Raw genomic sequence first — 23,369 nt, forward strand, 5'->3', positions numbered from 1 at the left:
TCTAGGCGACCGGCCGCCCGGCTGTCCGCACTCAGCACGGCCGAAATTCAGAGGGTCACGCCTTGTCGACCGTGCCCTTCTCCACGGTGACGGCCTTCTTGGGCGCACCGTCGCCCGTGCCACCCGTCACACCGGCCTCGGCCACCTTCTTCACGGTCGTGAGCCCGGTCTCGTCCATCGTCCCGAACGGCGTGTAGCTGGGCGGGAGTTTGGTGTCCTTGTAGACCAGGAAGAACTGGCTCCCCCCGGTGTGCGGCTGGCCGGTATTCGCCATGGCCACGCTTCCCGCGGGGTAGGTGACGCTGCCGTCCGCCGCCGCCTTCCCGAGCGCGGTCAGATTCTCGTCGGGGATGGTGTAGCCGGGGCCGCCGGTCCCGTCGCCCTTCGGGTCGCCGCACTGGAGGACGAAGATGCCCTCCGTGGTCAGCCGGTGGCACTTCGTGTTGTCGAAGTAGCCCTTGTCCGCGAGGGCCTTGAAGGAGTTCACCGTGTGCGGTGTCTTCTTGGCGTCCATCGTGATCGCGATGTCGCCCTGGTTGGTCTTGACCGACAGCGTGTACTTCGCCGACTTGTCGATCGTCATCTTGGGCTCGGGCGTGCTGCTCTCGCTCGCCGACGGCGACGGCGACGGGGTCGCCTCCGCGGACGGTGCCGAGTCCGCCGCGGTGGCCTTGTCCTCGTCGTCGCCGCTCAGGGAGCCGGTGGCGTACGCGGCGGCGCCGCCCACGAGCACGACGGCCAGTACGACGGCGATGATGGTGTTGCGGCGATTCGCCTTCTTCCTGGCTTCCGCCCGGCGCTGCTGCTGCCGCTCGAACTTCTCCCGGGCGAGCTGGCGCCGCCGCTGATCGCTGTTGACCACCGGGTCTACTCCTCGTATGTGTAAGTGATCCTGTCGGTCCGGCCGTACGGGCCTGGCCCCGTACGGTATCTGGGTTGGCTGTGGAATGAGCAGCGCCGGTAGGCTCTGATCTGCTGCATTCTTCCGACGGACGACATATAAGGACGATCGTGCTCATTGCCGGGTTCCCCGCCGGGGCCTGGGGGACCAACTGCTATCTGGTCGCCCCCGCCGCGGGTGAGGAGTGCGTGATCATCGACCCCGGCCATCAGGCCGCCCAGGGTGTCGAGGACGCCGTACGAAAGCACCGGCTCAAGCCCGTCGCCGTCATCCTCACCCATGGGCACATCGACCATGTCGCCTCGGTAGTCCCGGTGTGCGGAGCACATGACGTGCCCGCGTGGATCCACCCCGCCGACCGGTACATGATGAGCGACCCGGAGAAGGCGCTCGGCCGCTCGATCGGGATGCCGCTGATGGGCGAGCTGACGGTGGGGGAGCCGGACGATGTCCAGGAGCTGGCCGACGGTGCCCGACTGCCGCTGGCGGGCCTGGAGTTCACCGTCGCGCACGCGCCCGGCCATACCAAGGGGTCGGTGACGTTCGGAATGCCCGAGGCGGCCGGCGGGGGAGATGTCCCCCCGGTCCTCTTCTCGGGCGATCTGCTCTTCGCCGGCTCCGTCGGACGCACCGACCTGCCCGGCGGCGACCACGCCGAGATGATCGAGTCGCTGGGCCGGGTGTGCCTGCCGCTCGACGACTCGACCGTGGTGCTGTCCGGCCACGGCCCCCAGACGACCATCGGCCGCGAGCGCGCCACCAACCCCTATCTGAGGGATGTGGCCGCCGGCTACGGAAGCGGCCCCGCCGCCGCTCCGCGACGAGGAATGTGACGCACCGGATCCTCATGAGTACTTTCCAGGCCCCCAAGGGCACCTACGATCTGATCCCGCCCGCCTCCGCGGTCTTCCTCGCGGTGCGCGAGGCCATCTCCGCACCGCTGAGGAACTCCGGCTACGGCTATGTCGAGACGCCCGGCTTCGAGAACGTCGAGCTGTTCGCCCGCGGCGTCGGCGAGTCCACCGACATCGTCTCCAAGGAGATGTACGCCTTCGAGACCAAGGGCGGCGACAGGCTGGCGCTGCGCCCCGAAGGCACCGCCTCCGTCCTGCGCGCCGCGCTGGAGGCCAACCTCCACAAGACCGGGAACCTGCCGGTCAAGCTCTGGTACTCGGGCTCGTACTACCGCTACGAGCGCCCGCAGAAGGGCCGCTACCGGCACTTCTCACAGGTCGGCGCCGAGGCGATCGGCGCGGAGGACCCCGCGCTGGACGCCGAGTTGATCATTCTGGCCGACCAGGCGTACCGCTCGCTCGGTCTGCGGCACTTCCGCATCCTGCTCAACTCGCTGGGCGACAAGGAGTGCCGGCCCGTCTACCGGGAGGCGCTCCAGGCCTTTCTGCGCGCCCTCGACCTGGACGAGGAGACCCGCCGCCGTATCGAGATCAACCCGCTGCGGGTCCTCGACGACAAGCGCGCCGACGTGCGCCGGCAGCTCGTCGGGGCGCCGCTGTTCCGCGACTACCTCTGCGACGCCTGCAAGGCTTACCACGAGGAGGTCAGGGAGCTGCTGACCGCGGCGGGTGTGGTGTACGAGGACGACGAGAGGCTCGTACGCGGTCTCGACTACTACACACGCACCACGTTCGAGTTCGTCCACGACGGTCTCGGCGCGCAGTCCGCGGTGGGCGGCGGCGGCCGGTACGACGGTCTCTCCGAGATGATCGGCGGCCCCGCGCTGCCGTCCGTCGGCTGGGCGCTCGGGGTGGACCGTACGGTGCTGGCGCTGGAGGCCGAGGGCATCCGGCTCGACCTTCCCGGCGCCACCAGCGTCTTCGCGGTCCCGCTGGGCGAGGAGGCCAGGCGCGCGCTCTTCGGGGTCGTCACGGAACTGCGCAGGGCCGGTGTCGCCGCCGACTTCGCGTACGGCGGCAAGGGCCTCAAGGGCGCCATGAAGAACGCCAACCGGTCCGGTGCCCGCTACACGATCGTCGCGGGCGAGCGCGATCTCGCCGAGGGTGTGGCCCAGCTCAAGGACATGGAGAGCGGCGAGCAGGCGCCGGTCGCGCTCGACGCCCTGGTGACGGAGCTGACACGGCGGCTCGGCTGAGGGCGGGGACACAGGGGGCCCGGACGGGAACACCGTCCGGGCCTTCCGTTCGTCCCGTTCCTTATGCCGGGCGAACGGTGGCCCGGGGCGGGTGTGCGGCACAATGAGCCTGCGCCCACCGGACGGCCCCGGATGCCCCGGACGGCCCCAGAGTGAGGGAACGGCGATACCGACATGACGAGTGCAGCACTGGACGACGTCTCCTCCGAGCGGGAGGAGCGGAGCACCGCACACGCGGCGGGCGGTGGCCGGGGGTTCGCGCTGCTGCTGGTGGTCACGGGGGCGGCGGGGCTGCTGGCGGCGTGGGTGATCACGCTGGACAAGTTCAAGTTGCTGGAGGATCCGGGTTTCACGCCGGGGTGCAGTCTGAATCCGGTGGTGTCCTGCGGCAACATCATGAAGAGCGAGCAGGCGTCGGTGTTCGGTTTTCCGAATCCGGTGCTGGGTCTGGTCGCGTACGCGGTGGTGATCGCGGTGGGTGCGGGGCTGCTGGCCGGGGCGCGTTACCGGCGCTGGTTCTGGCTCGGGCTGAACGCGGGCACGCTGTTCGGTGTCGGGTTCTGCACCTGGCTCCAGTACCAGTCGCTCTACAGCATCAACTCGCTCTGCCTGTGGTGCTGTCTGGCCTGGGTCGCCACGATCGTCATGTTCTGGTACGTCACCTCGCACAACGTGCGTCAGGGAGTGCTGCCCGCGCCGGGCGCGCTGCGCGGCTTCCTCGGTGAGTTCACCTGGGTACTGCCCGCGCTGCACATCGGGATCATCGGGATGCTGATCCTGACGCGCTGGTGGGACTTCTGGACGAGCTGAGGGGCCGTCCGGCGGCACGAGCCGAGGGACCGTCCGGCGGCCGTGCCGCGACCGTCCGGCGAGCGTGCCGCGACCGTCCGGACCTGCGTTGTCGGTGGTCTGGCATAGGCTTCACGCGTGGAGCCCGACCTCTTTACCGCAGCCGCCGAAGAACGCCAGGAGAAGGATCCGTCCAGCAGCCCCCTGGCCGTCCGGATGCGCCCGCGTGTCCTCGACGAAGTCGTCGGGCAGGCACATCTGCTCAAGCCCGGATCGCCCCTGCGCCGGCTGGTGGGGGAAGGCGGCGGCGGCCCCGCGGGCCCCTCGTCCGTGATCCTCTGGGGCCCGCCGGGCACCGGTAAGACGACCCTCGCGTATGTCGTCTCCAAGGCGACCAACAAGCGCTTTGTGGAGCTGTCCGCGATCACGGCGGGCGTCAAGGAGGTACGGGCCGTCATCGACGGGGCCCGCCGGGCCTCCGGCGGCTTCGGCAAGGACACCGTTCTCTTCCTGGACGAGATCCACCGCTTCAGCAAGGCCCAGCAGGACTCCCTGCTGCCCGCCGTGGAGAACCGCTGGGTGACGCTGATCGCCGCCACCACCGAGAATCCGTACTTCTCGGTGATCTCCCCACTGCTCTCCCGATCGCTGCTGCTCACGCTGGAGCCGCTCACGGACGACGATCTGCGCGGTCTGCTCCGCCGGGCGCTCACCGAGGAGCGCGGGCTCGGCGGCGCGCTCACCCTCCCCGGGGACGCCGAGGCGCATCTGCTGCGGATCGCGGGCGGTGACGCCCGCCGCGCGCTGACGGCGCTGGAGGCGGCGGCCGGCGCGGCGCTCGACAAGGGTGAGGGCGAGATCGCCCTCACCACGGTGGAGGAGACCGTCGACCGCGCCGCGGTGAACTACGACCGCGACGGCGACCAGCACTACGACGTGGCGAGCGCGCTCATCAAGTCGATCCGCGGCTCCGACGTGGACGCGGCGCTGCACTATCTGGCCCGGATGATCGACGCGGGCGAGGACCCCCGGTTCATCGCCCGGCGGCTGATGATCTCGGCGAGCGAGGACATCGGCCTCGCCGACCCGGCCGCGCTGCCGATCGCGGTCGCCGCCGCCCAGGCCGTGGCCATGATCGGCTTCCCGGAGGCCGCTCTCACGCTGAGCCACGCCACCATCGCGCTGGCGCTCGCGCCGAAGTCGAACGCGGCCACCACCGCGATCTCGGCCGCGCTGGAGGATGTGCGCAAGGGGCTGGCGGGACCCGTTCCCGCCCATCTCCGCGACGGTCACTACAAGGGCGCGGCCAAGCTCGGCCACGCTCAGGGTTATGTCTATCCGCATGATGTGCCCGGCGGTATCGCCGCCCAGCAGTACGCCCCGGACGCCGTGCGGGGCAAGCGCTACTACGAGCCCACGCGGTACGGCGCGGAGGCGCGGTACGCGGACGTGGTGGACAAGGTGCGCGAACGGCTGCGGGGCGACGGCGGCCGGGACGGCTGAGGCGTGCGGGCCGCCGTCCCGGCGCGAAGCCGGGGGCTCAGTGCGAGGCCGCGTCGAAGAGCGTGTGCAGGGCCCGGCGCAGCTCGCTCATGTCGCGTACCGGCTCGGGGAAGTCGAAGCGGGCGTCGAAGCACCGCACCCCGGTGAAGCGCACCCGCAGCCCGAAGCGGTCGAGCCCGACCGGCACGGCAGCGGTCCCGGCCGCCGAGAGGGACCCGGAGCGCTTGCCGAGCAGCCCGCCCAGGGCCCGTACCTCGGCGCCGTGCGTGGAGTGGAGATGCTGGAGCAGCTCCGCCTCGTGCTCGGTCAGCGGGTCGGGCACGGCCGCCGCGAAGTCCTCGGGCTCCACCCGGCCGGTGCCCCAGAGATCGTCCACATGCGCTTCGCCCACCGCCAGCCGAAGAGCCGTCCGCCCGGCCTCCGCCGGGATCGCGTCGCCCAGGGTGAGCGCTCCCGAGAGCCAGGCCCGGCCCCGTATACGGTGGGGCACGGAGACGGGCGCGACATCCGCCAGTTCCAGCACCGCCGTCAGTCCGTCCTCCGGCGCGCGGGCGGCGGCCCGTACGGCGGGGGAGCCGGCGGGGAGGACGAGCAGCACCTCGCCGCCGGGCCCGACGGTCCTGGTCTCGGGCATGAGCTGGTGGGGCGCCGCCCGGTCCAGACCCGGGATGAGCAGCACCGCCGAGCATGTACTCTGTACGAGAGTTCGTGTGCGCTCGGCTGCTGACGGCATCCGATCGATTTCAAGCCCGCTGGGACGCGGCTGACCATGAGCTGATCGGACCTCCGTCGAATCGGTGCCCTGCGCGTCGAGGCTGTCTGTGATGCGCGTGGTGTTCCCGGAGCTGGACATGCGATCTCCTTGAGTAAGGTGAGCCTAACCTAACCTACAACGGAGGTCTGGAGAACGTGCCTAACCAGTCGCGTCCCAAGGTCAAGAAGTCCCGTGCGCTCGGTATCGCGCTGACGCCGAAGGCCGTCAAGTACTTCGAGGCCCGTCCCTACCCGCCGGGTGAGCACGGTCGTGGACGCAAGCAGAACAGTGACTACAAGGTCCGTCTGCTGGAGAAGCAGCGTCTGCGCGCCCAGTACGACATCAGCGAGCGCCAGATGGCCCGCGCCTACGACCGCGCCAAGAAGGCCGAGGGCAAGACGGGCGAGGCCCTGGTCGTCGAGCTGGAGCGCCGTCTCGACGCGCTGGTCCTGCGTTCGGGCATCGCCCGCACCATCTACCAGGCCCGCCAGATGGTCGTCCACGGTCACATCGAGGTCAACGGCGGCAAGGTCGACAAGCCGTCCTTCCGCGTCCGTCCCGACGATGTCGTGATGGTCCGCGAGCGCAGCCGCGAGAAGGTCCCCTTCCAGGTCGCGCGTGAGGGTGGCTACGACACCGACGGCGAGACCCCGCGCTACCTCCAGGTCAACCTGAAGGCCCTGGCGTTCCGCCTGGACCGTGACCCGCAGCGCAAGGAGATCCCGGTCATCTGCGACGAGCAGCTCGTCGTCGAGTACTACGCCCGCTGATCCGGGTCCGGTCGCTCGACAGCGCCTGATTCCACGGCACTTCGCGCACCGTCAGCCCGCCGTCTCCCCGCCCTTCCCGGTGGGGGAGCCGGCGGGCTTCCGTGTGCCGCGGGACGTTCTGCGCGGTCCCGGCGACTGGCGCGGCACCGTCGCGGGCCGGGGGCGTTCGGCGAGTGCCCTGCGCACCGCCGTGTCCACCGGGAGCCCGCGCCCCTCGCTCTCGTACCGCGCGTACTCCGCCGGACCCAGCACCTCGCCCACCTGCCGCTCGCACAGCACCCGGGGCCCGCTGAAGTACGCCGATCCGAACAGCGGCGGGCCGACCGACTCCCAGAGCCCGGACGCGGCTCCCTGGAGCACCGCAGCCTCCGCCGGATCGCCCTCGCTCGCGGTCACCAGGGCCATCAGCTCGACGGCGAGCACCAGCCCCACCAGATCGTGGAAGAGATGGTGGATGGCGACGGACTCCGCGACCAGCGCGCGTGCCTCGGTGTGCTCGCCCCGGGTCCAGTGCGCGTAGCCCAGCACATACAGCGCGTACGCCCGCGACCAGCGCTCACCGCTGTCCTCGCAGATCTCCCGGACCTCCGTGCACAGGGCGACGGCCGTCTCCAGATCCCCCTGGAAGACCAGCGCCATGGCCAGTTCGGTCTGCCCCATCAGCACATTGCTGTTGAGTTCGCCCAGCTCCCGGTAGGCGGTGAGCGCCGTACGCAGCAGCCGTTCGGCCCGGGGCATGTCGTCCGACAGCAGCGCCTGGCAGCCCAGCCGGTGCACCGCGTACGCGCCCGCCAGCGCGTTGTCCGTACGGGCCGCCTCCTCCCGGCACTCGTAGAGGGCGCCCATCGCCGCCGCGCTGTCGCCCTGGAGGACGGCCACATACCCCAGCACCCACAGCGCCTTGAGCCGTGACTCCTCGTGCGGGGAGTCCAGGGCGAGCGCCCGGTCCAGCCAGTGCCGCCCCTCGGACAGCCGTCCGCAGCCGACCCAGCAGAACCACAGCGTGCCCGCGAGATGCTGGCCGAGATGCGCCTCGTCGGGGGAGTCCAGACACAGTTCCAGGGCGGCCCGCAGATTGGGCAGCGCGCTCTCGGTGCCGGCCGCGACCTCGGCCTGGCGCGGGCCGAACCAGTCCAGTTCGTACCAGGTGGCGAGCCCCATGTACCAGTCACGGTGCCGCCGGCGCATCCGCGCGGTGTCCTCCAGGGCCGCCAGCCACTCGGCCCCGTAGGCCGCGACCGTCGACAGCATCCGGTAGCGCACCCCGGCCGGGGTCTCCTCCCGTACGACCAAGGACTGGGCGATCAGCCCGGAGAGCACATCGAGCACGGACTCGGCCGGTAACTCGGGGCCGCCGCAGACGTATTCGGCCGCCTCCAGGTCGAAGGGGCCCGCGAAGACCGACAGCCGTGCCCAGAGCAGCCGTTCCGGCGCGGTGCACAGCTCATGGCTCCAGCCGATCGCCGTCCGCAGCGTCCGATGGCGGACCGGAGCGCCCCGCAGGCCCTCGGTGAGCACCCGGAAGCGGTCGTCGATCCGCTCCAGGATCTGCTCCACGGAGAGGGCGTGCAGCCGTCCCGCCGCCAGCTCCACCGCGAGCGGGATCCCGTCGAGACGCCGGCACAGCTCCCGTACGGCGCTCTCACGCGCCCCGGTCGGCCGGAAGCCGGGCGATCCGGCGGCGGCCCGGTCGGTGAAGAGCCGCACGGCGTCCCGCTCCGGCAGCGGGGCCAGCCTGAAGATCAGTTCGCCCTCCACCCGCAGCGGGCGCCGTCCCACGGCGAGTACCGTCAACTGCGGTGCCCGGCGCAGCAGTTCCCGCATCAGTTCGGCACACGCGTCGACGAGCTGCTCGAATCCGTCGAGCACCAGCAGCAGCCGGCGCGTGGCGAGGTGCTCGACGAGCACCCGGCGCGGGGGCCGGCCGCTCTGGTCCGTCAGCCCGAGCGCCTCGACCAGGGAGTGCGCCAGCAGTTCTGGGTCGTGGAGCGTACCGATCTCGGCGAGCCAGACGCCATCGAAGTAGCGTTTCTTCAGAACGTCGGCCGTCCGGAGCGCCAGCCGCGTCTTGCCCACCCCGCCGACTCCCACCACCGTGACCAGCCGGGACTCACCGAGCAGGCGCGTCAGGCCGGACAGCTCGTCGTCGCGTCCGACGAAGCGATTCAGCTCAGCGGGAAGATTGCCGGGAACCGGGGGAGGCGCGTCGGCGGAGGGACCGGAGCGGAAGGACCGTCGCATGGGACACGCAGAGTACTCAACCCGCCGCACTCCGTACAATCCTGGGCGGCGGTCCCCGTCCGGGGAGCACGTAATGCGGTACGGGGCGCGACCCCCGGCGCGATAAGGTCGGAGGACGACTTTCCAGTCGCTTTCCAGAAGACCGTCGACGATCAGGGAGCGGTGCGGCGTGACCGGTGGAGAGGTTGCCGGGATCCTGGTGGCCGTGTTCTGGGCCATCCTGGTCTCCTTCCTGGCCGTGGTGCTGGTGAGGCTGGCCCAGACCCTCAGGGCGACCACCCGGCTCGTGGCCGAGGTGACCGAGCAGGCGGTTCCGCTGCTGGCGGACGCCTCCGCGACGGTCCGCTCCGCACAGACCCAGCTCGACCGCGTCGACGCCATCGCGACGGACGTCCAGGAAGTCACCTCCAACGCCTCGGCGCTCTCCACGACGGTTGCCTCGACCTTCGGCGGACCCCTCGTCAAGGTCGCGGCATTCGGCTACGGAGTTCGCCAGGCCATGGGACGCAGAGGACCGGCCGCCACGGAGAACGGGGCCGCCGAACCGGCCACCCGCCGCAGAGTGGTCACGGGACGTACGCTCCCGGCCGCCCGGCGCAGGAACAAGAAGGGCTGACGCAGCGATGCTCCGCCGTACGTTCTGGTTCACCGCGGGCGCCGCGGCCGGCGTCTGGGCCACCACCAAGGTCCACCGCAAGCTCAGGCAGCTCACCCCCGAGAGCCTCGCCGCCCAGGCGGCGAACAAGGCGATCGACGCCGGGCACAAGGTGCGGGAATTCGCCGTTGACGTCAGAGCGGGCATGGCGCGCCGCGAGGCCGAGCTGGGCGAGGCACTGGGGCTGGACGCACCGGACGCCCGTGCCCTGCCCGCGCCCCGGCGGCTGGCCGCCATCGAGCGGACCGAGCCTCCCCGCACCACTCACCCCTACAACCCGCACAACCGGAAAGAGGACCACTGATGGAGTCGGCTGAAATCCGCCGCCGCTGGCTGAGCTTCTTCGAGGAGCGCGGGCACCTCGTCGTGCCCTCGGCGTCGCTCATCGCGGACGACCCGACTCTGCTGCTGGTCCCGGCGGGCATGGTGCCCTTCAAGCCGTACTTCCTCGGCGAGGTCAAGCCGCCCGCCCCCCGCGCCACCAGCGTCCAGAAGTGCGTCCGCACGCCGGACATCGAAGAGGTCGGCAAGACCACCCGGCACGGCACCTTCTTCCAGATGTGCGGCAACTTCTCCTTCGGCGACTACTTCAAGGAAGGCGCCATCACCTACGCCTGGGAGCTGCTCACCACTCCCGTGGCCGACGGCGGGTACGGGCTGGACCCCGAGCGTCTGTGGATCACCGTCTACCTCGACGACGACGAGGCCGAGCGGATCTGGCGCGAGAAGATCGGCGTACCGGCCGAGCGCATCCAGCGGCTGGGCAAGAAGGACAACTTCTGGTCGATGGGCGTTCCCGGACCCTGTGGACCCTGCTCCGAGATCAACTACGACCGGGGCCCCGAGTTCGGTGTCGAGGGCGGCCCCGCCGTCAACGACGAGCGCTATGTGGAGATCTGGAACCTGGTCTTCATGCAGTACGAGCGCGGCGAGGGCACCTCGAAGGAGGACTTCGAGATCCTCGGGGACCTGCCGTCGAAGAACATCGACACGGGTCTCGGCCTCGAACGCCTGGCCATGATCCTCCAGGACGTACAGAACATGTACGAGACCGACACCCTGCGGGTGGTCATGGACAAGGCCACCGAGCTGACGGGGGTGCGGTACGGCGCCGACCACTCCACCGATGTCGCCCTGCGTGTGGTGGCCGACCATATCCGTACCTCCGTGATGCTGATCGGCGACGGGGTCACCCCCGGCAACGAGGGACGCGGCTATGTGCTGCGCCGCATCATGCGCCGCGCCATCCGCAATATGCGTCTGCTCGGCGCCACGGACGCGGTCGTCGCCGATCTCACCGATGTCGTGATCAAGACGATGGGGCAGCAGTACCCGGAGCTGGAGACCGACCGCCGGCGCATCGAGACCGTGGCCCTCGCCGAGGAGGCCGCCTTCCTCAAGGCCCTCAAGGGCGGCACCAACATCCTCGACACGGCCGTCACCGAGACCAAGGCCGCCGGCGGCCGGGTCCTCTCCGGCGACCAGGCCTTCCTGCTCCATGACACCTGGGGCTTCCCGATCGACCTCACCCTGGAGATGGCCGCCGAACAGGGCCTGTCCGTGGACGAGGACGGCTTCCGCCGGCTGATGAAGGAGCAGCGCGACCGGGCCAAGGCCGACGCCAGGGCCAAGAAGTCCGGCCATGCCGACCTGTCCGCCTACCGCGCGGTCGCCGACGCCAGCGGCAGCACCGAGTTCACCGGCTACACCGCCACCGCGAACGAGTCGACCATCGTCGGACTGCTCGTCGACGGAGTGCCCTCGCCCGCCGCCACCGAGGGCGACGAGGTCGAGATCGTGCTCGACCGCACCCCCTTCTACGCCGAGGGCGGCGGCCAGCTCGCCGACCAGGGCCGGATCAGGCTCGACACCGGCGCGGTCATCGAGGTGCGCGACGTCCAGCAGCCGGTCCCCGGTGTCTCCGTGCACAAGGGATCCGTGCAGGTCGGTGAGGTGACGGTGGGCGCCTCCGCCTATGCCGCCATCGATCTGAACCGCCGCCGCGCCATCGCCCGTGCCCACAGCGCCACGCATCTCACGCACCAGGCGCTGCGCGACGCCCTCGGCCCGACGGCCGCCCAGGCCGGGTCCGAGAACTCGCCGGGCCGCTTCCGCTTCGACTTCGGCTCGCCCGCCGCCGTACCCGGCACGGTCCTGCTCGATGTCGAGCAGAAGATCAACGAGGTCCTCGCCCGTGAGCTGGATGTCCATGCCGAGGTCATGGGCATCGACGAGGCCAGGAAGCAGGGCGCGATCGCTGAGTTCGGCGAGAAGTACGGCGAGCGGGTCCGCGTGGTCACGATCGGCGACTTCTCCAAGGAGCTGTGCGGCGGTACGCATGTCCACAACACCGCCCAGCTCGGCCTGGTGAAGCTGCTCGGTGAGTCGTCCATCGGTTCGGGTGTCCGTCGTATCGAGGCCCTGGTGGGCGTCGACGCGTACAACTTCCTGGCCAAGGAGCACACCGTCGTCGCCCAGCTCCAGGAGCTGGTCAAGGGCCGCTCGGAGGAGCTGCCCGAGAAGATCTCCGGCATGCTCGCCAAGCTGAAGGACGCCGAGAAGGAGATCGAGAGGTTCCGCGCGGAGAAGGTCCTCGCCGCCGCCGCCGGGCTCGCCCAGAGCGCCATCGACGTACGGGGCACGGCCCTGGTCACCGGACAGGTGCCGGACGGCACCTCGGCCGACGATCTGCGCAAGCTCGTCCTCGATGTCCGGGGCCGGCTGGACCAGCAGTCGGGGGCCGTCGACCGGCCGGCCGTCGTGGCCCTGTTCACCACGGCCAACGGACGTCCGCTGACGGTCATCGCCACCAACGAGGCCGCCCGCCGGGGCGGTCTCAAGGCCGGTGACCTGGTGCGTGCCGCCGCCAAGACCCTCGGGGGCGGCGGTGGCGGCAAGCCGGACGTGGCCCAGGGCGGCGGCCAGAACCCCGACGCCATCGGGGACGCCGTGGCCGCGGTCGAGCGCCTCGTCGCCGAGACCTCGTGACCGGCGTACACGCGGCGGCCGGGGCCGACCCGGCGCCGGCCGGCCGGCCCGCGCACCGCGCGGACCGGTCGTCACACGGCCGGAAAGGGATCTGATCCCGGATGAGACGGGGACGTCGGCTCGCGATCGATGTCGGGGACGCCCGGATCGGGGTCGCCTCGTGCGACCCCGACGGGATCCTCGCCACACCGGTGGAGACCGTGCCGGGACGTGATGTCCCGGCCGCCCACCGGCGGCTGCGGCAGCTTGTCGAGGAGTACGAGCCGGTCGAAGTCGTGGTCGGGCTTCCCCGGTCCCTCAACGGGGGCGAGGGACCGGCCGCGGCGAAGGTACGTGTGTTCGCACAGGAGCTGGCCAGGGGCGTCTCGCCGCTGCCGGTACGACTGGTCGATGAGCGGATGAGTACGGTGACTGCCGGTCAGGGACTGCGCGCTTCGGGCGTGAAGTCCAAGAAAGGCCGGTCCGTTATCGACCAAATGGCGGCGGTTGTCATCCTTCAGAGCGCGCTGGAGGCCGAACGGGTCTCTGGTGAGCCCCCGGGTGAGGGCGTCGAAGTGGTCATCTGATCGCGATACGGTAACGTTCCGCGCGATGCGGTGGTGTTCGAACAATCACCGCACAACAAAGAGGCGAAACGGATGCCGTGCCACCGCTCAGCCACCGCCGCCTCGCGGCTCTAGGGGATCGATGACTGACTATGGCCGGGGCCCCGGCTCCGAACCGTGGCACCCCGAGGACCCCCTGTACGGGGACCCGGGGTGGGGAGCGCAGCAGTCCACGGACGGCCAGGCTCCTTACGGCGGGCAGCCGCAGCAGCAGTATCCGCAGCAGCACGCGCAGCAGCCCCAGCAGCAGTACGGGGGCGGACAGGACCCGTACCAGCAGCAGTACCACCCGGAGCAGTACGGCCAGCAGCAGAGCGGCCAGCCGTACATGGGCCAGCAGCAGGGCGGGCAGCAGCAGCACACCGGACAGCAGCCGCACGTCGGGCAGCAGCAGGGTGCGCAGCAGCACACCGGACAGCCGCATGTGGGACAGCAGGCAGGACAGCCGCAGTACGCCGCCCAGCAGTACGGCGGTCCGCAGCAGCCGCAGCCGCACCACCCGCAGCAGGCACATCCCCAGCAGGCACACCACCCGCAGGCCCACCATCCCCAGCAGCAGCAGCAGCACCAGCAGCAACAACAGCCGCAGCAACCCCAGTACACCGACACGCAGTACAACGGCGCCTGGGACACCGGCCAGCAGGCCACCATGCCGTACGCCGGCAATCCCGCAGGCCCCTACGACGGCTCGCACGATGTCGGTTACGGCTCCAACCAGGACTTCTACGGCACCCCCGACGCGTATCCGCCACCGCAGCCGCCCGCGCAGCGGAAGGCCGAACCCGAGCCGGACGGCGAGTGGGAGGAGGGCCAGGAGGACGAGGCCCACCCCTTCTTCACCGGCGACGACGGCGACGAGGGCGATGACGCCGAGCGGGACGAACCGGGTACCGACCGCCGGGGCAACGGCCGGGACCGCCGGGGCAGGACCAAGAAGAAGAGCCACAACGGCTTCGCCTGTCTCTTCCTGAGCGTGGTGCTGGTCGGCGGCGTCGGCGGCGTCGGCTATGTCGGCTACCAGTTCTGGCAGTCCAAGTTCGGCGCGCCGCCGGACTTCGTGGGCGAGGGCTCCGGCTCCGTCCAGGTGGAGATCCCCCAGGGCGCGGGCGGCTACGAGATCGCCTCGATCCTGGTGAAGAGCGGCGTGGTCAAGAGCCAGGGCGCGTTCGTCGCCGCACAGCGGCAGAACCCCAAGGGCAACTCGATCCAGGCGGGCGTCTACACCCTCAGCAAGGGCATGTCCGCGGCCCAGGCCGTGAAGACGATGCTCAGCCCGACCAGCCACAACGCGCTGATCATTCCCGAGGGCAAGCGCAATGTCTGGGTCTACGAGCAGATGGACAAGCGGCTCGAACTCAAGAAGGGCTCGACCGCGGCGATCGCCAAGGCGCAGGCCAAGAACCTCGGACTGCCGGCCTGGGCGAAGGGCTCCAAGGACATCAAGGACCCGCTGGAAGGCTTCCTGTTCCCGGCGAGCTACCCGGTCGCCAAGGGCATGAAGCCGGAGACCATCCTGAAGAAGATGGTCGCCCGCGCCAACGCCGAGTACAGCAAGGTGGATCTGGCGGACGAGGCCGAGAAGCTGGGTCTGAGGTCCCCGCTGGAGGTCATCACCGTCGCGAGCCTCGTCCAGGCGGAGGGCAAGTACAAGCACGACTTCGACAAGGTTGCCCGCGTCGTCTACAACCGTCTGGAACCGGACAACACGGAGACCGTCGGCCGTCTCGAATTCGACTCCACGATCAACTACATCAAGAGCACGAGCAGGCTGGACATCGGCGCCGTCGACAACCTGCGGAAGATCAAGGACCCGTACAACACGTACGACATCAAGGGTCTCCCGCCCGGTCCCATCGGGAACCCGGGTGCCGAAGCCCTTCAGTCGGCGCTCGACCCGACACCCGGTCCTTGGTACTACTTCGTCTCGGTCACCGAGGACAAGACGCTCTTCGCCGAGACCAACGAGGAGCACGAGCGCAACCGTGCCGAGTACCAGAAGGAGAACTCGAAGCGGTGAATCCACGCAGGCGGGCGGCGGTTCTCGGGGCGCCCATCGCGCACTCGCTCTCGCCGGTGCTGCACCGGGCCGCCTACGCCGGCCTCGGCCTCACGGACTGGTCCTACGACCGGTTCGAGGTGGACGAGGCCGGGCTGCTCGGCTTCCTCGACGGGCTTCGCGCGGACCCCTCGTGGGCCGGGCTCTCGCTGACCATGCCGCTCAAGCGGGCCGTCATCCCGCTGCTGGACGAGATCACCGATACGGCGGCCTCGGTCGAGGCGGTCAACACGGTCCTGCTCGGTGAGGACGGTCGGCGCACGGGGGACAACACCGATATCCCCGGCATGATCGCCGCGCTGCACGAGCGAGGCGTCCGTACGGCCGGCTCCGCGGCGATCCTGGGCGCGGGCGCCACCGCCTCGTCCGCCGTCGCCGCCCTCTCCCGGATCTGTACGGGGCCGATCACCGCCTATGTACGCGGCGAGGCCCGCGCGGCCGAGATGCGCGGCTGGGGCGAGCGGCTCGGTGCCGAGGTCCGTACGGCCGCGTGGGCGGACGCCGCCGAGGCCTTCGAGGCACCCCTGGTGATCGCCACCACCCCGGCGGGCACCACCGACGCGCTGGCCCGTTCGGTCCCCGACCGGCCCGGCACCCTCTTCGACGTGCTCTACGAGCCCTGGCCCACCGGCCTCGCCGCCGCCTGGTCGCGGCGCGGCGGCCCGGTCGTCTCCGGTCTCGACCTGCTCGTGCACCAGGCCGTACTCCAGGTGGAGCGGATGACGGGCCGCTCGCCCGCACCCCTCGCGCCGATGCGCAAGGCGGGCGAGCGGGCCCTCGGCGACAGGGCGCAGGCGTAGGGTCTCCTCCCCCTCCTCCCTTCGTGACCTTTCGTGACCTTTCGTGTCTGTTCCTGTTCGTTCCTGTTCGTTCCTGAACTGGAGTCGCGGTCTCCGCTCGATGCGTGCCGGCCGGTCCTGGCCGGTCCCGGCCGGTGTGGTGTCCGTTCGCTGGACGTGACGGCGGTTCCTCCCATGGAGCGTGGGAAGATCGGACATGGCGGGCCAGGGCCGCGCACCGGCCGCGCCACCACCAGTCGAGGGCGCGAGCATGAGGAGCACCGTTGAGCAGGTTGCGCTGGCTGACCGCGGGGGAGTCGCACGGCCCCGCACTCGTGGCGACGCTGGAGGGACTACCCGCCGGCGTGCCGATCACGACCGACCTGGTGGCGGACCATCTGGCCCGTCGGCGCCTCGGCTACGGACGGGGCGCGCGGATGAAGTTCGAGCGTGACGAGGTCACCTTCCTCGGTGGCGTACGACACGGGCTGACCATGGGCTCGCCCGTTGCGATCATGGTGGGCAACACCGAGTGGCCCAAGTGGGAGCAGGTCATGTCGGCCGATCCGGTCGATCCCGAGGTGCTCGCGGGGCTCGCCCGCAACGAGCCGCTGACCCGCCCCCGGCCCGGTCACGCCGATCTCGCCGGAATGCAGAAGTACGGCTTCGACGAGGCACGGCCGGTCCTGGAGCGCGCCAGCGCCCGGGAGACCGCCGCCCGGGTCGCGCTCGGCGCCGTCGCGCGGTCGTACCTCAAGGAGACGGCCGGGATCGAGATCGTCTCCCATGTCGTGGAGCTGGCCACGGCCAAGGCCCCCTACGGCGTGTACCCGGCCCCCGCCGATGTGGCGAGGCTCGACGCCGACCCGGTGCGCTGCCTGGACGCGGACGCGAGCAAGGCGATGGTCGCCGAGATCGACCAGGCCCACAAGGACGGCGACACCCTGGGCGGTGTCGTGGAGGTGCTGGCGTACGGCGTGCCGGTCGGGCTCGGCTCGCATGTCCACTGGGACCGCAGGCTCGACGCGCGGCTCGCCGCCGCGCTCATGGGCATCCAGGCCATCAAGGGTGTCGAGGTCGGCGACGGCTTCGGCCTGGCGCGGGTACCGGGCTCCCAGGCGCACGACGAGATCGTGGCGACCGGCGACGGCATCAGGCGCGCGTCCGGCCGCTCCGGTGGTACCGAGGGCGGTCTGACCACGGGTGAGCTGCTGCGCGTACGGGCCGCGATGAAGCCCATCGCGACCGTGCCCAAGGCGCTCGCCACCGTCGATGTGGTCACGGGCGAAGCCGCGAAGGCGCACCACCAGCGCTCCGACGTGTGCGCCGTGCCCGCCGCGGGCATCGTCGCCGAGGCCATGGTCGCGCTGACCCTCGCGGACGCGGTCGCCGAGAAGTTCGGCGGCGACAGTGTCACGGAGACGCGCCGCAATGTCCGGTCGTATCTCGACAACCTCACGATCCGATGAGCGCCCCGGAGCCGGCGGGCGGACCGGGACCGGTGGTCGTCCTGGTCGGTCCGATGGGCGTCGGCAAGACGACCGTGGGCGAGCTGCTCGCCGAGCGGCTCGGCACGGGCTTCCGCGACAGCGACGCCGACATCGTCGCCGCGCAGGGCAAGCCGGTCTCGGACCTCTTCATCGAGGGGGGCGAGGAGTACTTCCGTGAGCTGGAGCGCGCGGCGGTACGGGAGGCGGTCGCCGAGCACCCCGGTGTCCTGGCGCTCGGCGGCGGCGCGGTCCTCGACGCCGGCACCCGCGAACTGCTCACCGGGCTGCCCGTCGTCTATCTCTCGGTCGAGGTCGGCGAGGCGGTCAAGCGCGTCGGACTGAACACCGCGCGCCCGCTGCTGGTGGTCAACCCCCGCAAGCAGTGGAAGGAGCTGTTGGACGCACGCCGCCATCACTACACGGACGTGGCACGCGTGGTGGTCGCGACCGACGACCGGACCCCCGAGGAGGTCGCCGACGCGGTCCTCGACGCACTCGGGCTGAAGCAGCACCCCGCGGACGGGTCCCGGACCCCCGGCAAGGAGAAGCAGGTATGACGGACCAGGCAGTCACCCGTATCCAGGTCGGTGGCACGGCGGGACACGATCCGTACGAGGTGCTGGTCGGCCGGCGGCTGCTGGGGGAGCTGCCCGCCCTCATCGGCCAGAAGGCCCGGCGGGTCGCCGTCATCCACCCCGAGGCGCTCGCCGGGACAGGCGAGGCGCTGCGCCAGGATCTCGCCGACCAGGGGTACGAGGCCGTGGCCATCCAGGTGCCCAACGCCGAGGAGGCCAAGACCGTCGAGGTCGCGGCGTACTGCTGGAAGGCGCTCGGGCAGACCGGCTTCACCCGGACCGATGTCATCGTCGGGGTCGGCGGCGGTGCCACCACCGATCTCGCCGGGTTCGTGGCGGCGTCCTGGCTGCGCGGGGTGCGCTGGATCGCCGTACCGACCACCGTGCTCGCCATGGTCGACGCGGCGGTGGGCGGCAAGACCGGCATCAACACCGCCGAGGGCAAGAACCTCGTCGGCGCCTTCCATCCGCCCGCCGGGGTCCTCTGCGATCTCGCCGCGCTGGACTCGCTCGGTGTCCACGACTACGTCAGCGGCATGGCCGAGATCATCAAGGCGGGCTTCATCGCGGACCCGGCCATCCTCGATCTGGTCGAGGCGGACCCCCAGGGAGCCCGCACCCCGTCCGGAGCGCACACCGCCGAGCTGATCGAGCGCTCCATCCGCGTCAAGGCCGAGGTCGTCTCCAACGACCTCAAGGAGTCCGGTCTCCGCGAGATCCTCAACTACGGCCACACCCTGGCGCACGCCATCGAGAAGAACGAGCGGTACAAGTGGCGGCACGGCGCGGCCGTCTCGGTCGGCATGGTCTTCGCGGCGGAGCTGGGCCGGCTGGCCGGGCGTCTCGACGACGCGACCGCCGACCGGCACCGCTCGGTACTGGAGTCCGTCGGGCTGCCGCTGACCTACCGCGGCGACCAGTGGCCCAAGCTGCTGGAGACCATGCGGGTCGACAAGAAGTCCCGCGGCGATCTGCTGCGCTTCATCGTGCTGGACGGTCTGGCCAAGCCCACCGTGCTGGAGGGGCCCGACCCGGCGGTGCTGCTCGCCGCGTACGGGGAGGTGTCGGCGTGACCCGACGGGTCTTCGTGCTCAACGGGCCAAACCTCGGCCGTCTGGGCTCGCGCGAGCCGGATGTGTACGGGGCGACGTCGTACGCCGGACTGGTCGACGCCTGCCGGACGCTGGGCAAGGAGCTGGGCTTCGACGTCGACGTACGGGAGACGAACGACGAGGGCGAGCTGATCCGGTGGCTGCACGAGGCGGCGGACGGATCGGTCCCGGTCGTGCTCAACCCGGGCGCCTTCACGCACTACTCGTACGGCATGCGGGACGCGGCGGCGCAGCGCACCGCCCCGCTGATCGAGGTGCACATCTCGAACCCGTACGCGCGCGAGGAGTTCCGGCACACCTCGGTGGTCGCCGCCGTCGCCAGCGGTACGGTCGCGGGCTTCGGGATCGGCTCGTACCGGCTCGCGCTGCGGGCCCTGGCGGAGGAACTGACCGGCTGACCGGGCGCCCTCCGGTGCCGGGCGCCCCGCCGGGGCGGCGGTGACCGGCGCCCCGGTCCCGGATACGGACCCCGGTCGTTGCCCGTGCGGCGGCCGGGGGCGGTACCGTTCGGTAACGCGTTGGCCCGCGGGGCCGCCAGAGCGTCAGTCGTACGAGACGGAGTGGCACCGGATGCAGCACGCAGGCGGATGGGCGCAGCAGGCTCCTCCTCCCGGCCCGCCGACGGGGCCGGGGATCCCGCGGCCGTCACGGGGGGAGCAGCCCGCCCCGGGCTGGACGGGACCGCACCAGGTGCCGGGACCGCAGCACCCTGTCCCGGGCCGGCACCAGCCTCCCGGACAGCACCAGCCTTCCGGACAGCACCAGCCTTCCGGACAGCACCAGCCTTCCGGACAGCACCAGCCTTCCGGACAGCACCAGCCTCCCGGACAGCACCAGGTGCCGGCGCAGCACCAGCCTCCCGGCCCGCATCAGGCGCCGGGGCAGCATCAGGCTCCCGGGTCCGCCTATGTGCCGCCTCCCGGTGGCGCCCACCGGCAGCCGCCCGCGCCGCCTCCCGGCCCGCCGGCCGGTCCGCCGCCGCCCCCGGACTCCACCGGGCACATCCGGTTGCCGCCCGGCGGTCCTGTGCCGATCCCCGCTCCGCCGCCCGCCCCCGACGGCGGCACGGGCACGGCGACCCTCGCCGTCCTGCTCATCGGCCCGGCCGGCGCGGGCAAGACGACCGTCGCCCGCCACTGGGCGGCGAGTCGGCGGGTGCCCACGGCCCACATCAGCCTCGACGACGTCCGGGAATGGGTCCGCTCGGGTTTCGCGGACCCGCAGAGCGGATGGAACGACCACTCCGAGGCGCAGTACCGGCTGGCCCGCCGCACCTGCGGCTTCGCCGCGCGGAACTTCCTGGCCAACGGGATCTCCTGCATCCTCGACGACGCCGTCTTCCCGGACCGCCCGGTCGTCGGGCTCGGCGGCTGGAAGCGCCATGTCGGCCCGGGGCTGCTGCCCGTCGTGCTGCTGCCGGGACTGGAGATCGTGCTGGAGCGCAACGCCGAGCGCAGCGGCAACCGCAGGCTCGCGGACGAGGAGGTGGCGGGCATCCACGGCAGGATGGCCGGCTGGTACGGCTCGGGGCTGCCCATCATCGACAACTCCAGCTTCGACGTGGAGACCACCGCCCGGGTCCTCGACGATGTGCTGGCGCGCGCCCTGACGAGCCCGCCGAGCTGGTGACGGCGCGCCGGGCGCCCCTGCCCGCGCCCCCCGGTCGGACGCGCTGAACCGGCCGGGTCACGTCCGCGCTCATACGCTCGGTTCATGTCAGACGTGTTCGCGGTCCGCCGTGCGCGGTTGCGTGACCGGTGCTCCGCGGCGGGCAGCGCGGCCGCGCTGATCTCGCGGCCCGCGAACGTCCGCTATCTCGCGGGCGGGGCGCCGCCCGGTGCCGTGCTGCTGCTCGGCCCCGGCGAGGACACGCTGCTCTGCCCCCGTACCCACGCGGGCGAGAACGTCGAGGCGCGGCTCGACGACCAGCTCGGGCTCACCGTCCTGTCCACCGCCGGTGACCCCGTGGCCGCCGCCGCGGGCCTGCTCGTCCCGCCCGCCGTCGAGTCGCTCGCCGTCGAGGAGCACCACCTCACCGTCGCCCGGCACCGGGCCGTCCGCTCCGTCGCGCCCCGGCTGCGTCTCGCGGACCTGGGGTGCGCCGTCGAGCAGTTGCGGATCGTCAAGGACGAGGCGGAGATCGCCTGTCTGCGGATCGCCGCCGAGATCGCCGACCAGGCGCTGGGCGAACTGCTGGAATCGATCCTGGTCGGCCGCACCGAACGGCATCTCGCGCTGGAGCTGGAGCGCCGGCTCGTGGACCACGGCGCCGACGGCCCCGCGTTCCCCACCGCCGTGGCCACCGGCCCCCATTCCGGCCGCTGGGGCCACCTTCCCTCGGACCGGCGGGTCGAGGAGGGCGATTTCCTCTCCGTCAGCCTCGGCGCCGACTACCGCGGCTACCGGTGTCTGATCGGTCGTACGTTTGTCATCGGAACCTCCCCCGCCGACTGGCAGATCGACCTGTACGAGCTGGTCTTCTCGGCACAACGGGCAGGTCGGGAGGCCCTCGTGCCGGGCACCGGCTACCGCGAGGTGGACCGGGTGACCCGGCAGCCGCTGGAGGCCGCGGGGCACGGTGAGCGGCTCGCGCCCCGTACGGGACACGGTGTCGGACTCGAAATCGACGAGGACCCGCAGCTCGCCCCCGCCGCCATGGGTAAACTGGACGCTTGTGTGCCGGTCACCGTCGGACCGGGGGTCCACCTCCCGGGCCGGGGCGGTGTCCGGATCGATGACACGCTCGTCGTCCGCCCCGAGGCGGACGGCGGACCCGAGCTACTCACCATCACGACCAAGGAACTGCTCGCGCTCTAGTGCCCAGGCACCGCGCACACCCTCGGTCGTCCACCAGCTTCAGTCCAGGAGATTCCGCAACCGTGGCTTCCACGAACGACCTCAAGAACGGCCTGGTGCTCAAGCTCGACGGGGGCCAGCTCTGGTCCGTCGTCGAGTTCCAGCACGTCAAGCCCGGCAAGGGCCCGGCCTTCGTGCGCACCAAGCTGAAGAACGTGCTCTCCGGCAAGGTGGTCGACAAGACCTTCAACGCTGGCGTGAAGGTCGAGACGGCCACCGTTGACCGCCGCGACATGCAGTTCTCGTACATGGACGGCGAGTACTTCGTCTTCATGGACATGGAGACCTACGACCAGCTCATGGTCGACCGCAAGGCCGTCGGCGCCGCCGCCAACTTCCTGCTGGAGGGCTTCACCGCCAGCGTCGCCACGCACGAGGGCGAGGTGCTCTACGTCGAGCTGCCCGCCGCCGTCGAGCTGACCATCCAGCACACCGACCCGGGCGTCCAGGGCGACCGCTCCACCGGCGGCACCAAGCCGGCCACGCTGGAGACCGGTTACGAGATCGGTGTCCCGCTCTTCATCACCACGGGTGAGAAGATCAAGGTCGACACCCGCTCCGGTGAGTACCTCGGCCGGGTGAACAGCTAACCGTGGCTGCCCGGAACAAGGCCCGTAAGCGCGCCTTCCAGATTCTCTTCGAGGCCGACCAGCGCGGGGCGTCCGTGCAGACGGTCCTCGCCGACTGGATACGGCATGCCCGGACCGACGACCGGCAGCCGCCGGTCGGCGAGTACACCATGGAGCTGGTCGAGGGGTACGCGGAGTACGCGGACCGTATCGACGACCTCATCTCCACCTACTCGGTGGGCTGGACGCTGGACCGGATGCCGGTCGTCGACCGGAACATCGTGCGGCTCGGCGCCTATGAGCTGGTGTGGGTGGACGGCACCCCGGACGCGGTCGTGATCGACGAGGCGGTCCAGCTCGCGAAGGAGTTCTCCACCGACGACTCCCCGTCCTTCGTGAACGGTCTGCTCGGCCGGTTCAAGGACCTCAAACCGAGTCTGCGCCGCGCCTAGGCCCTTTCCCCGGGACCGGGCTTCGGGACCGGCCGGACCGGGGCCGCGCCGTCCGGCCGCGGTGCGCGGGGGCCGGGGGGGGGGGGGGGGCGCCGCGCCCCCCCCCCCCCCCCCCGCCGCGGCCGCCCCCCCCCCGCCCCCCCGGCCCGGCGACGGCCCCGCGG

General features: G+C 71.2%; 22 protein-coding genes. 19 read left to right on the plus strand and 3 right to left on the minus strand.

Annotation, left to right across the window (positions count from 1 at the left end; translation table 11 throughout):
- Positions 1–55 precede the first annotated feature (55 nt).
- Positions 56–862, minus strand: coding sequence for a peptidylprolyl isomerase (locus ACFYYH_RS28395; RefSeq protein WP_388556708.1), 807 nt, complete (start codon positions 860–862; stop codon positions 56–58).
- A gap of 149 nt (positions 863–1,011) precedes the next feature.
- Between ACFYYH_RS28395 and ACFYYH_RS28400 the strand changes: the two genes are divergently transcribed.
- From ACFYYH_RS28400 to ACFYYH_RS28415, 4 genes are all read left to right on the plus strand, one after another.
- Positions 1,012–1,734: an MBL fold metallo-hydrolase gene (locus ACFYYH_RS28400; RefSeq protein ID WP_388556711.1), complete on the plus strand. Its 723-nt coding sequence runs from the start codon at positions 1,012–1,014 to the stop codon at positions 1,732–1,734.
- A gap of 14 nt (positions 1,735–1,748) precedes the next feature.
- Positions 1,749–3,011, plus strand: a complete 1,263-nt coding sequence (gene hisS, locus ACFYYH_RS28405; RefSeq protein ID WP_388556714.1) for a histidine--tRNA ligase — start codon at positions 1,749–1,751, stop codon at positions 3,009–3,011.
- Between the two features lie 174 nt (positions 3,012–3,185).
- Positions 3,186–3,821 carry a vitamin K epoxide reductase family protein gene (locus ACFYYH_RS28410; RefSeq protein WP_388556717.1) on the plus strand — a complete coding sequence of 212 codons (636 nt, stop codon included), beginning with the start codon at positions 3,186–3,188 and terminating at the stop codon, positions 3,819–3,821.
- Between the two features lie 117 nt (positions 3,822–3,938).
- Positions 3,939–5,303, plus strand: coding sequence for a replication-associated recombination protein A (locus ACFYYH_RS28415; RefSeq protein ID WP_388556720.1), 1,365 nt, complete (start codon positions 3,939–3,941; stop codon positions 5,301–5,303).
- A 37-nt stretch (positions 5,304–5,340) separates the two neighbouring features.
- Here ACFYYH_RS28415 and ACFYYH_RS28420 read toward each other — a convergent pair whose 3' ends face one another.
- Positions 5,341–6,036 carry a DUF2470 domain-containing protein gene (locus ACFYYH_RS28420; RefSeq protein WP_388556723.1) on the minus strand — a complete coding sequence of 232 codons (696 nt, stop codon included), beginning with the start codon at positions 6,034–6,036 and terminating at the stop codon, positions 5,341–5,343.
- Between the two features lie 176 nt (positions 6,037–6,212).
- Between ACFYYH_RS28420 and rpsD the strand changes: the two genes are divergently transcribed.
- Complete coding sequence (gene rpsD / locus ACFYYH_RS28425; protein WP_161311511.1) at positions 6,213–6,827, plus strand: 30S ribosomal protein S4; 615 nt, start codon at positions 6,213–6,215, stop codon at positions 6,825–6,827.
- Between the two features lie 51 nt (positions 6,828–6,878).
- Here the strand turns inward: rpsD and ACFYYH_RS28430 are convergent, their stop codons facing one another.
- Entirely contained in the window at positions 6,879–9,068 is a 2,190-nt protein-coding gene (locus ACFYYH_RS28430) for an ATP-binding protein (RefSeq protein WP_388556726.1), read from the minus strand.
- A gap of 169 nt (positions 9,069–9,237) precedes the next feature.
- Between ACFYYH_RS28430 and ACFYYH_RS28435 the strand changes: the two genes are divergently transcribed.
- The 14 genes from ACFYYH_RS28435 (at position 9,238) to nusB (ending at position 23,205) form a co-directional block, all read left to right on the plus strand.
- The gene (locus tag ACFYYH_RS28435; protein ID WP_388556730.1) at positions 9,238–9,684 is read left to right on the plus strand and encodes a DUF948 domain-containing protein; all 447 of its coding nucleotides are present in this window, start codon (positions 9,238–9,240) and stop codon (positions 9,682–9,684) included.
- Between the two features lie 7 nt (positions 9,685–9,691).
- On the plus strand, positions 9,692–10,027 hold the full coding sequence (locus tag ACFYYH_RS28440; protein WP_388556733.1) for a DUF6167 family protein: 336 nt from the start codon (positions 9,692–9,694) through the stop codon (positions 10,025–10,027).
- Positions 10,027–12,711 (plus strand): alanine--tRNA ligase, encoded by a 2,685-nt coding sequence (alaS, locus tag ACFYYH_RS28445; protein WP_388556736.1) that lies wholly within the window; start codon positions 10,027–10,029, stop codon positions 12,709–12,711. The genes ACFYYH_RS28440 and alaS overlap by 1 nt, the downstream gene beginning before the upstream one ends.
- A gap of 101 nt (positions 12,712–12,812) precedes the next feature.
- Positions 12,813–13,277, plus strand: coding sequence for a Holliday junction resolvase RuvX (gene ruvX, locus ACFYYH_RS28450; RefSeq protein ID WP_388556739.1), 465 nt, complete (start codon positions 12,813–12,815; stop codon positions 13,275–13,277).
- Between the two features lie 121 nt (positions 13,278–13,398).
- Positions 13,399–15,333 (plus strand): endolytic transglycosylase MltG, encoded by a 1,935-nt coding sequence (gene mltG / locus ACFYYH_RS28455; protein ID WP_388556741.1) that lies wholly within the window; start codon positions 13,399–13,401, stop codon positions 15,331–15,333.
- Positions 15,330–16,172, plus strand: a complete 843-nt coding sequence (locus ACFYYH_RS28460; RefSeq protein ID WP_388556744.1) for a shikimate dehydrogenase — start codon at positions 15,330–15,332, stop codon at positions 16,170–16,172. Before mltG ends, ACFYYH_RS28460 begins: the two co-directional genes overlap by 4 nt.
- Before the next feature lie 263 nt (positions 16,173–16,435).
- Positions 16,436–17,620 carry a chorismate synthase gene (gene aroC / locus ACFYYH_RS28465; RefSeq protein WP_388556747.1) on the plus strand — a complete coding sequence of 395 codons (1,185 nt, stop codon included), beginning with the start codon at positions 16,436–16,438 and terminating at the stop codon, positions 17,618–17,620.
- On the plus strand, positions 17,617–18,198 hold the full coding sequence (locus tag ACFYYH_RS28470) for a shikimate kinase (RefSeq protein WP_388556750.1): 582 nt from the start codon (positions 17,617–17,619) through the stop codon (positions 18,196–18,198). The genes aroC and ACFYYH_RS28470 overlap by 4 nt, the downstream gene beginning before the upstream one ends.
- Positions 18,195–19,289 carry a 3-dehydroquinate synthase gene (aroB, locus tag ACFYYH_RS28475; protein WP_388556753.1) on the plus strand — a complete coding sequence of 365 codons (1,095 nt, stop codon included), beginning with the start codon at positions 18,195–18,197 and terminating at the stop codon, positions 19,287–19,289. The genes ACFYYH_RS28470 and aroB overlap by 4 nt, the downstream gene beginning before the upstream one ends.
- On the plus strand, positions 19,286–19,726 hold the full coding sequence (gene aroQ, locus ACFYYH_RS28480; protein WP_388556756.1) for a type II 3-dehydroquinate dehydratase: 441 nt from the start codon (positions 19,286–19,288) through the stop codon (positions 19,724–19,726). The genes aroB and aroQ overlap by 4 nt, the downstream gene beginning before the upstream one ends.
- A gap of 172 nt (positions 19,727–19,898) precedes the next feature.
- Positions 19,899–20,957 carry an AAA family ATPase gene (locus ACFYYH_RS28485; RefSeq protein ID WP_388556759.1) on the plus strand — a complete coding sequence of 353 codons (1,059 nt, stop codon included), beginning with the start codon at positions 19,899–19,901 and terminating at the stop codon, positions 20,955–20,957.
- 84 nt (positions 20,958–21,041) lie between these two features.
- Positions 21,042–22,145: an aminopeptidase P family protein gene (locus tag ACFYYH_RS28490; protein ID WP_388556762.1), complete on the plus strand. Its 1,104-nt coding sequence runs from the start codon at positions 21,042–21,044 to the stop codon at positions 22,143–22,145.
- A gap of 62 nt (positions 22,146–22,207) precedes the next feature.
- Positions 22,208–22,774: an elongation factor P gene (efp, locus tag ACFYYH_RS28495; protein ID WP_363086034.1), complete on the plus strand. Its 567-nt coding sequence runs from the start codon at positions 22,208–22,210 to the stop codon at positions 22,772–22,774.
- A 2-nt stretch (positions 22,775–22,776) separates the two neighbouring features.
- On the plus strand, positions 22,777–23,205 hold the full coding sequence (gene nusB, locus ACFYYH_RS28500; protein WP_388556766.1) for a transcription antitermination factor NusB: 429 nt from the start codon (positions 22,777–22,779) through the stop codon (positions 23,203–23,205).
- Positions 23,206–23,369: the final 164 nt, after the last annotated feature.

This window comes from Streptomyces sp. NPDC002018 (assembly GCF_042890865.1).
Lineage (GTDB): Bacteria > Actinomycetota > Actinomycetes > Streptomycetales > Streptomycetaceae > Streptomyces.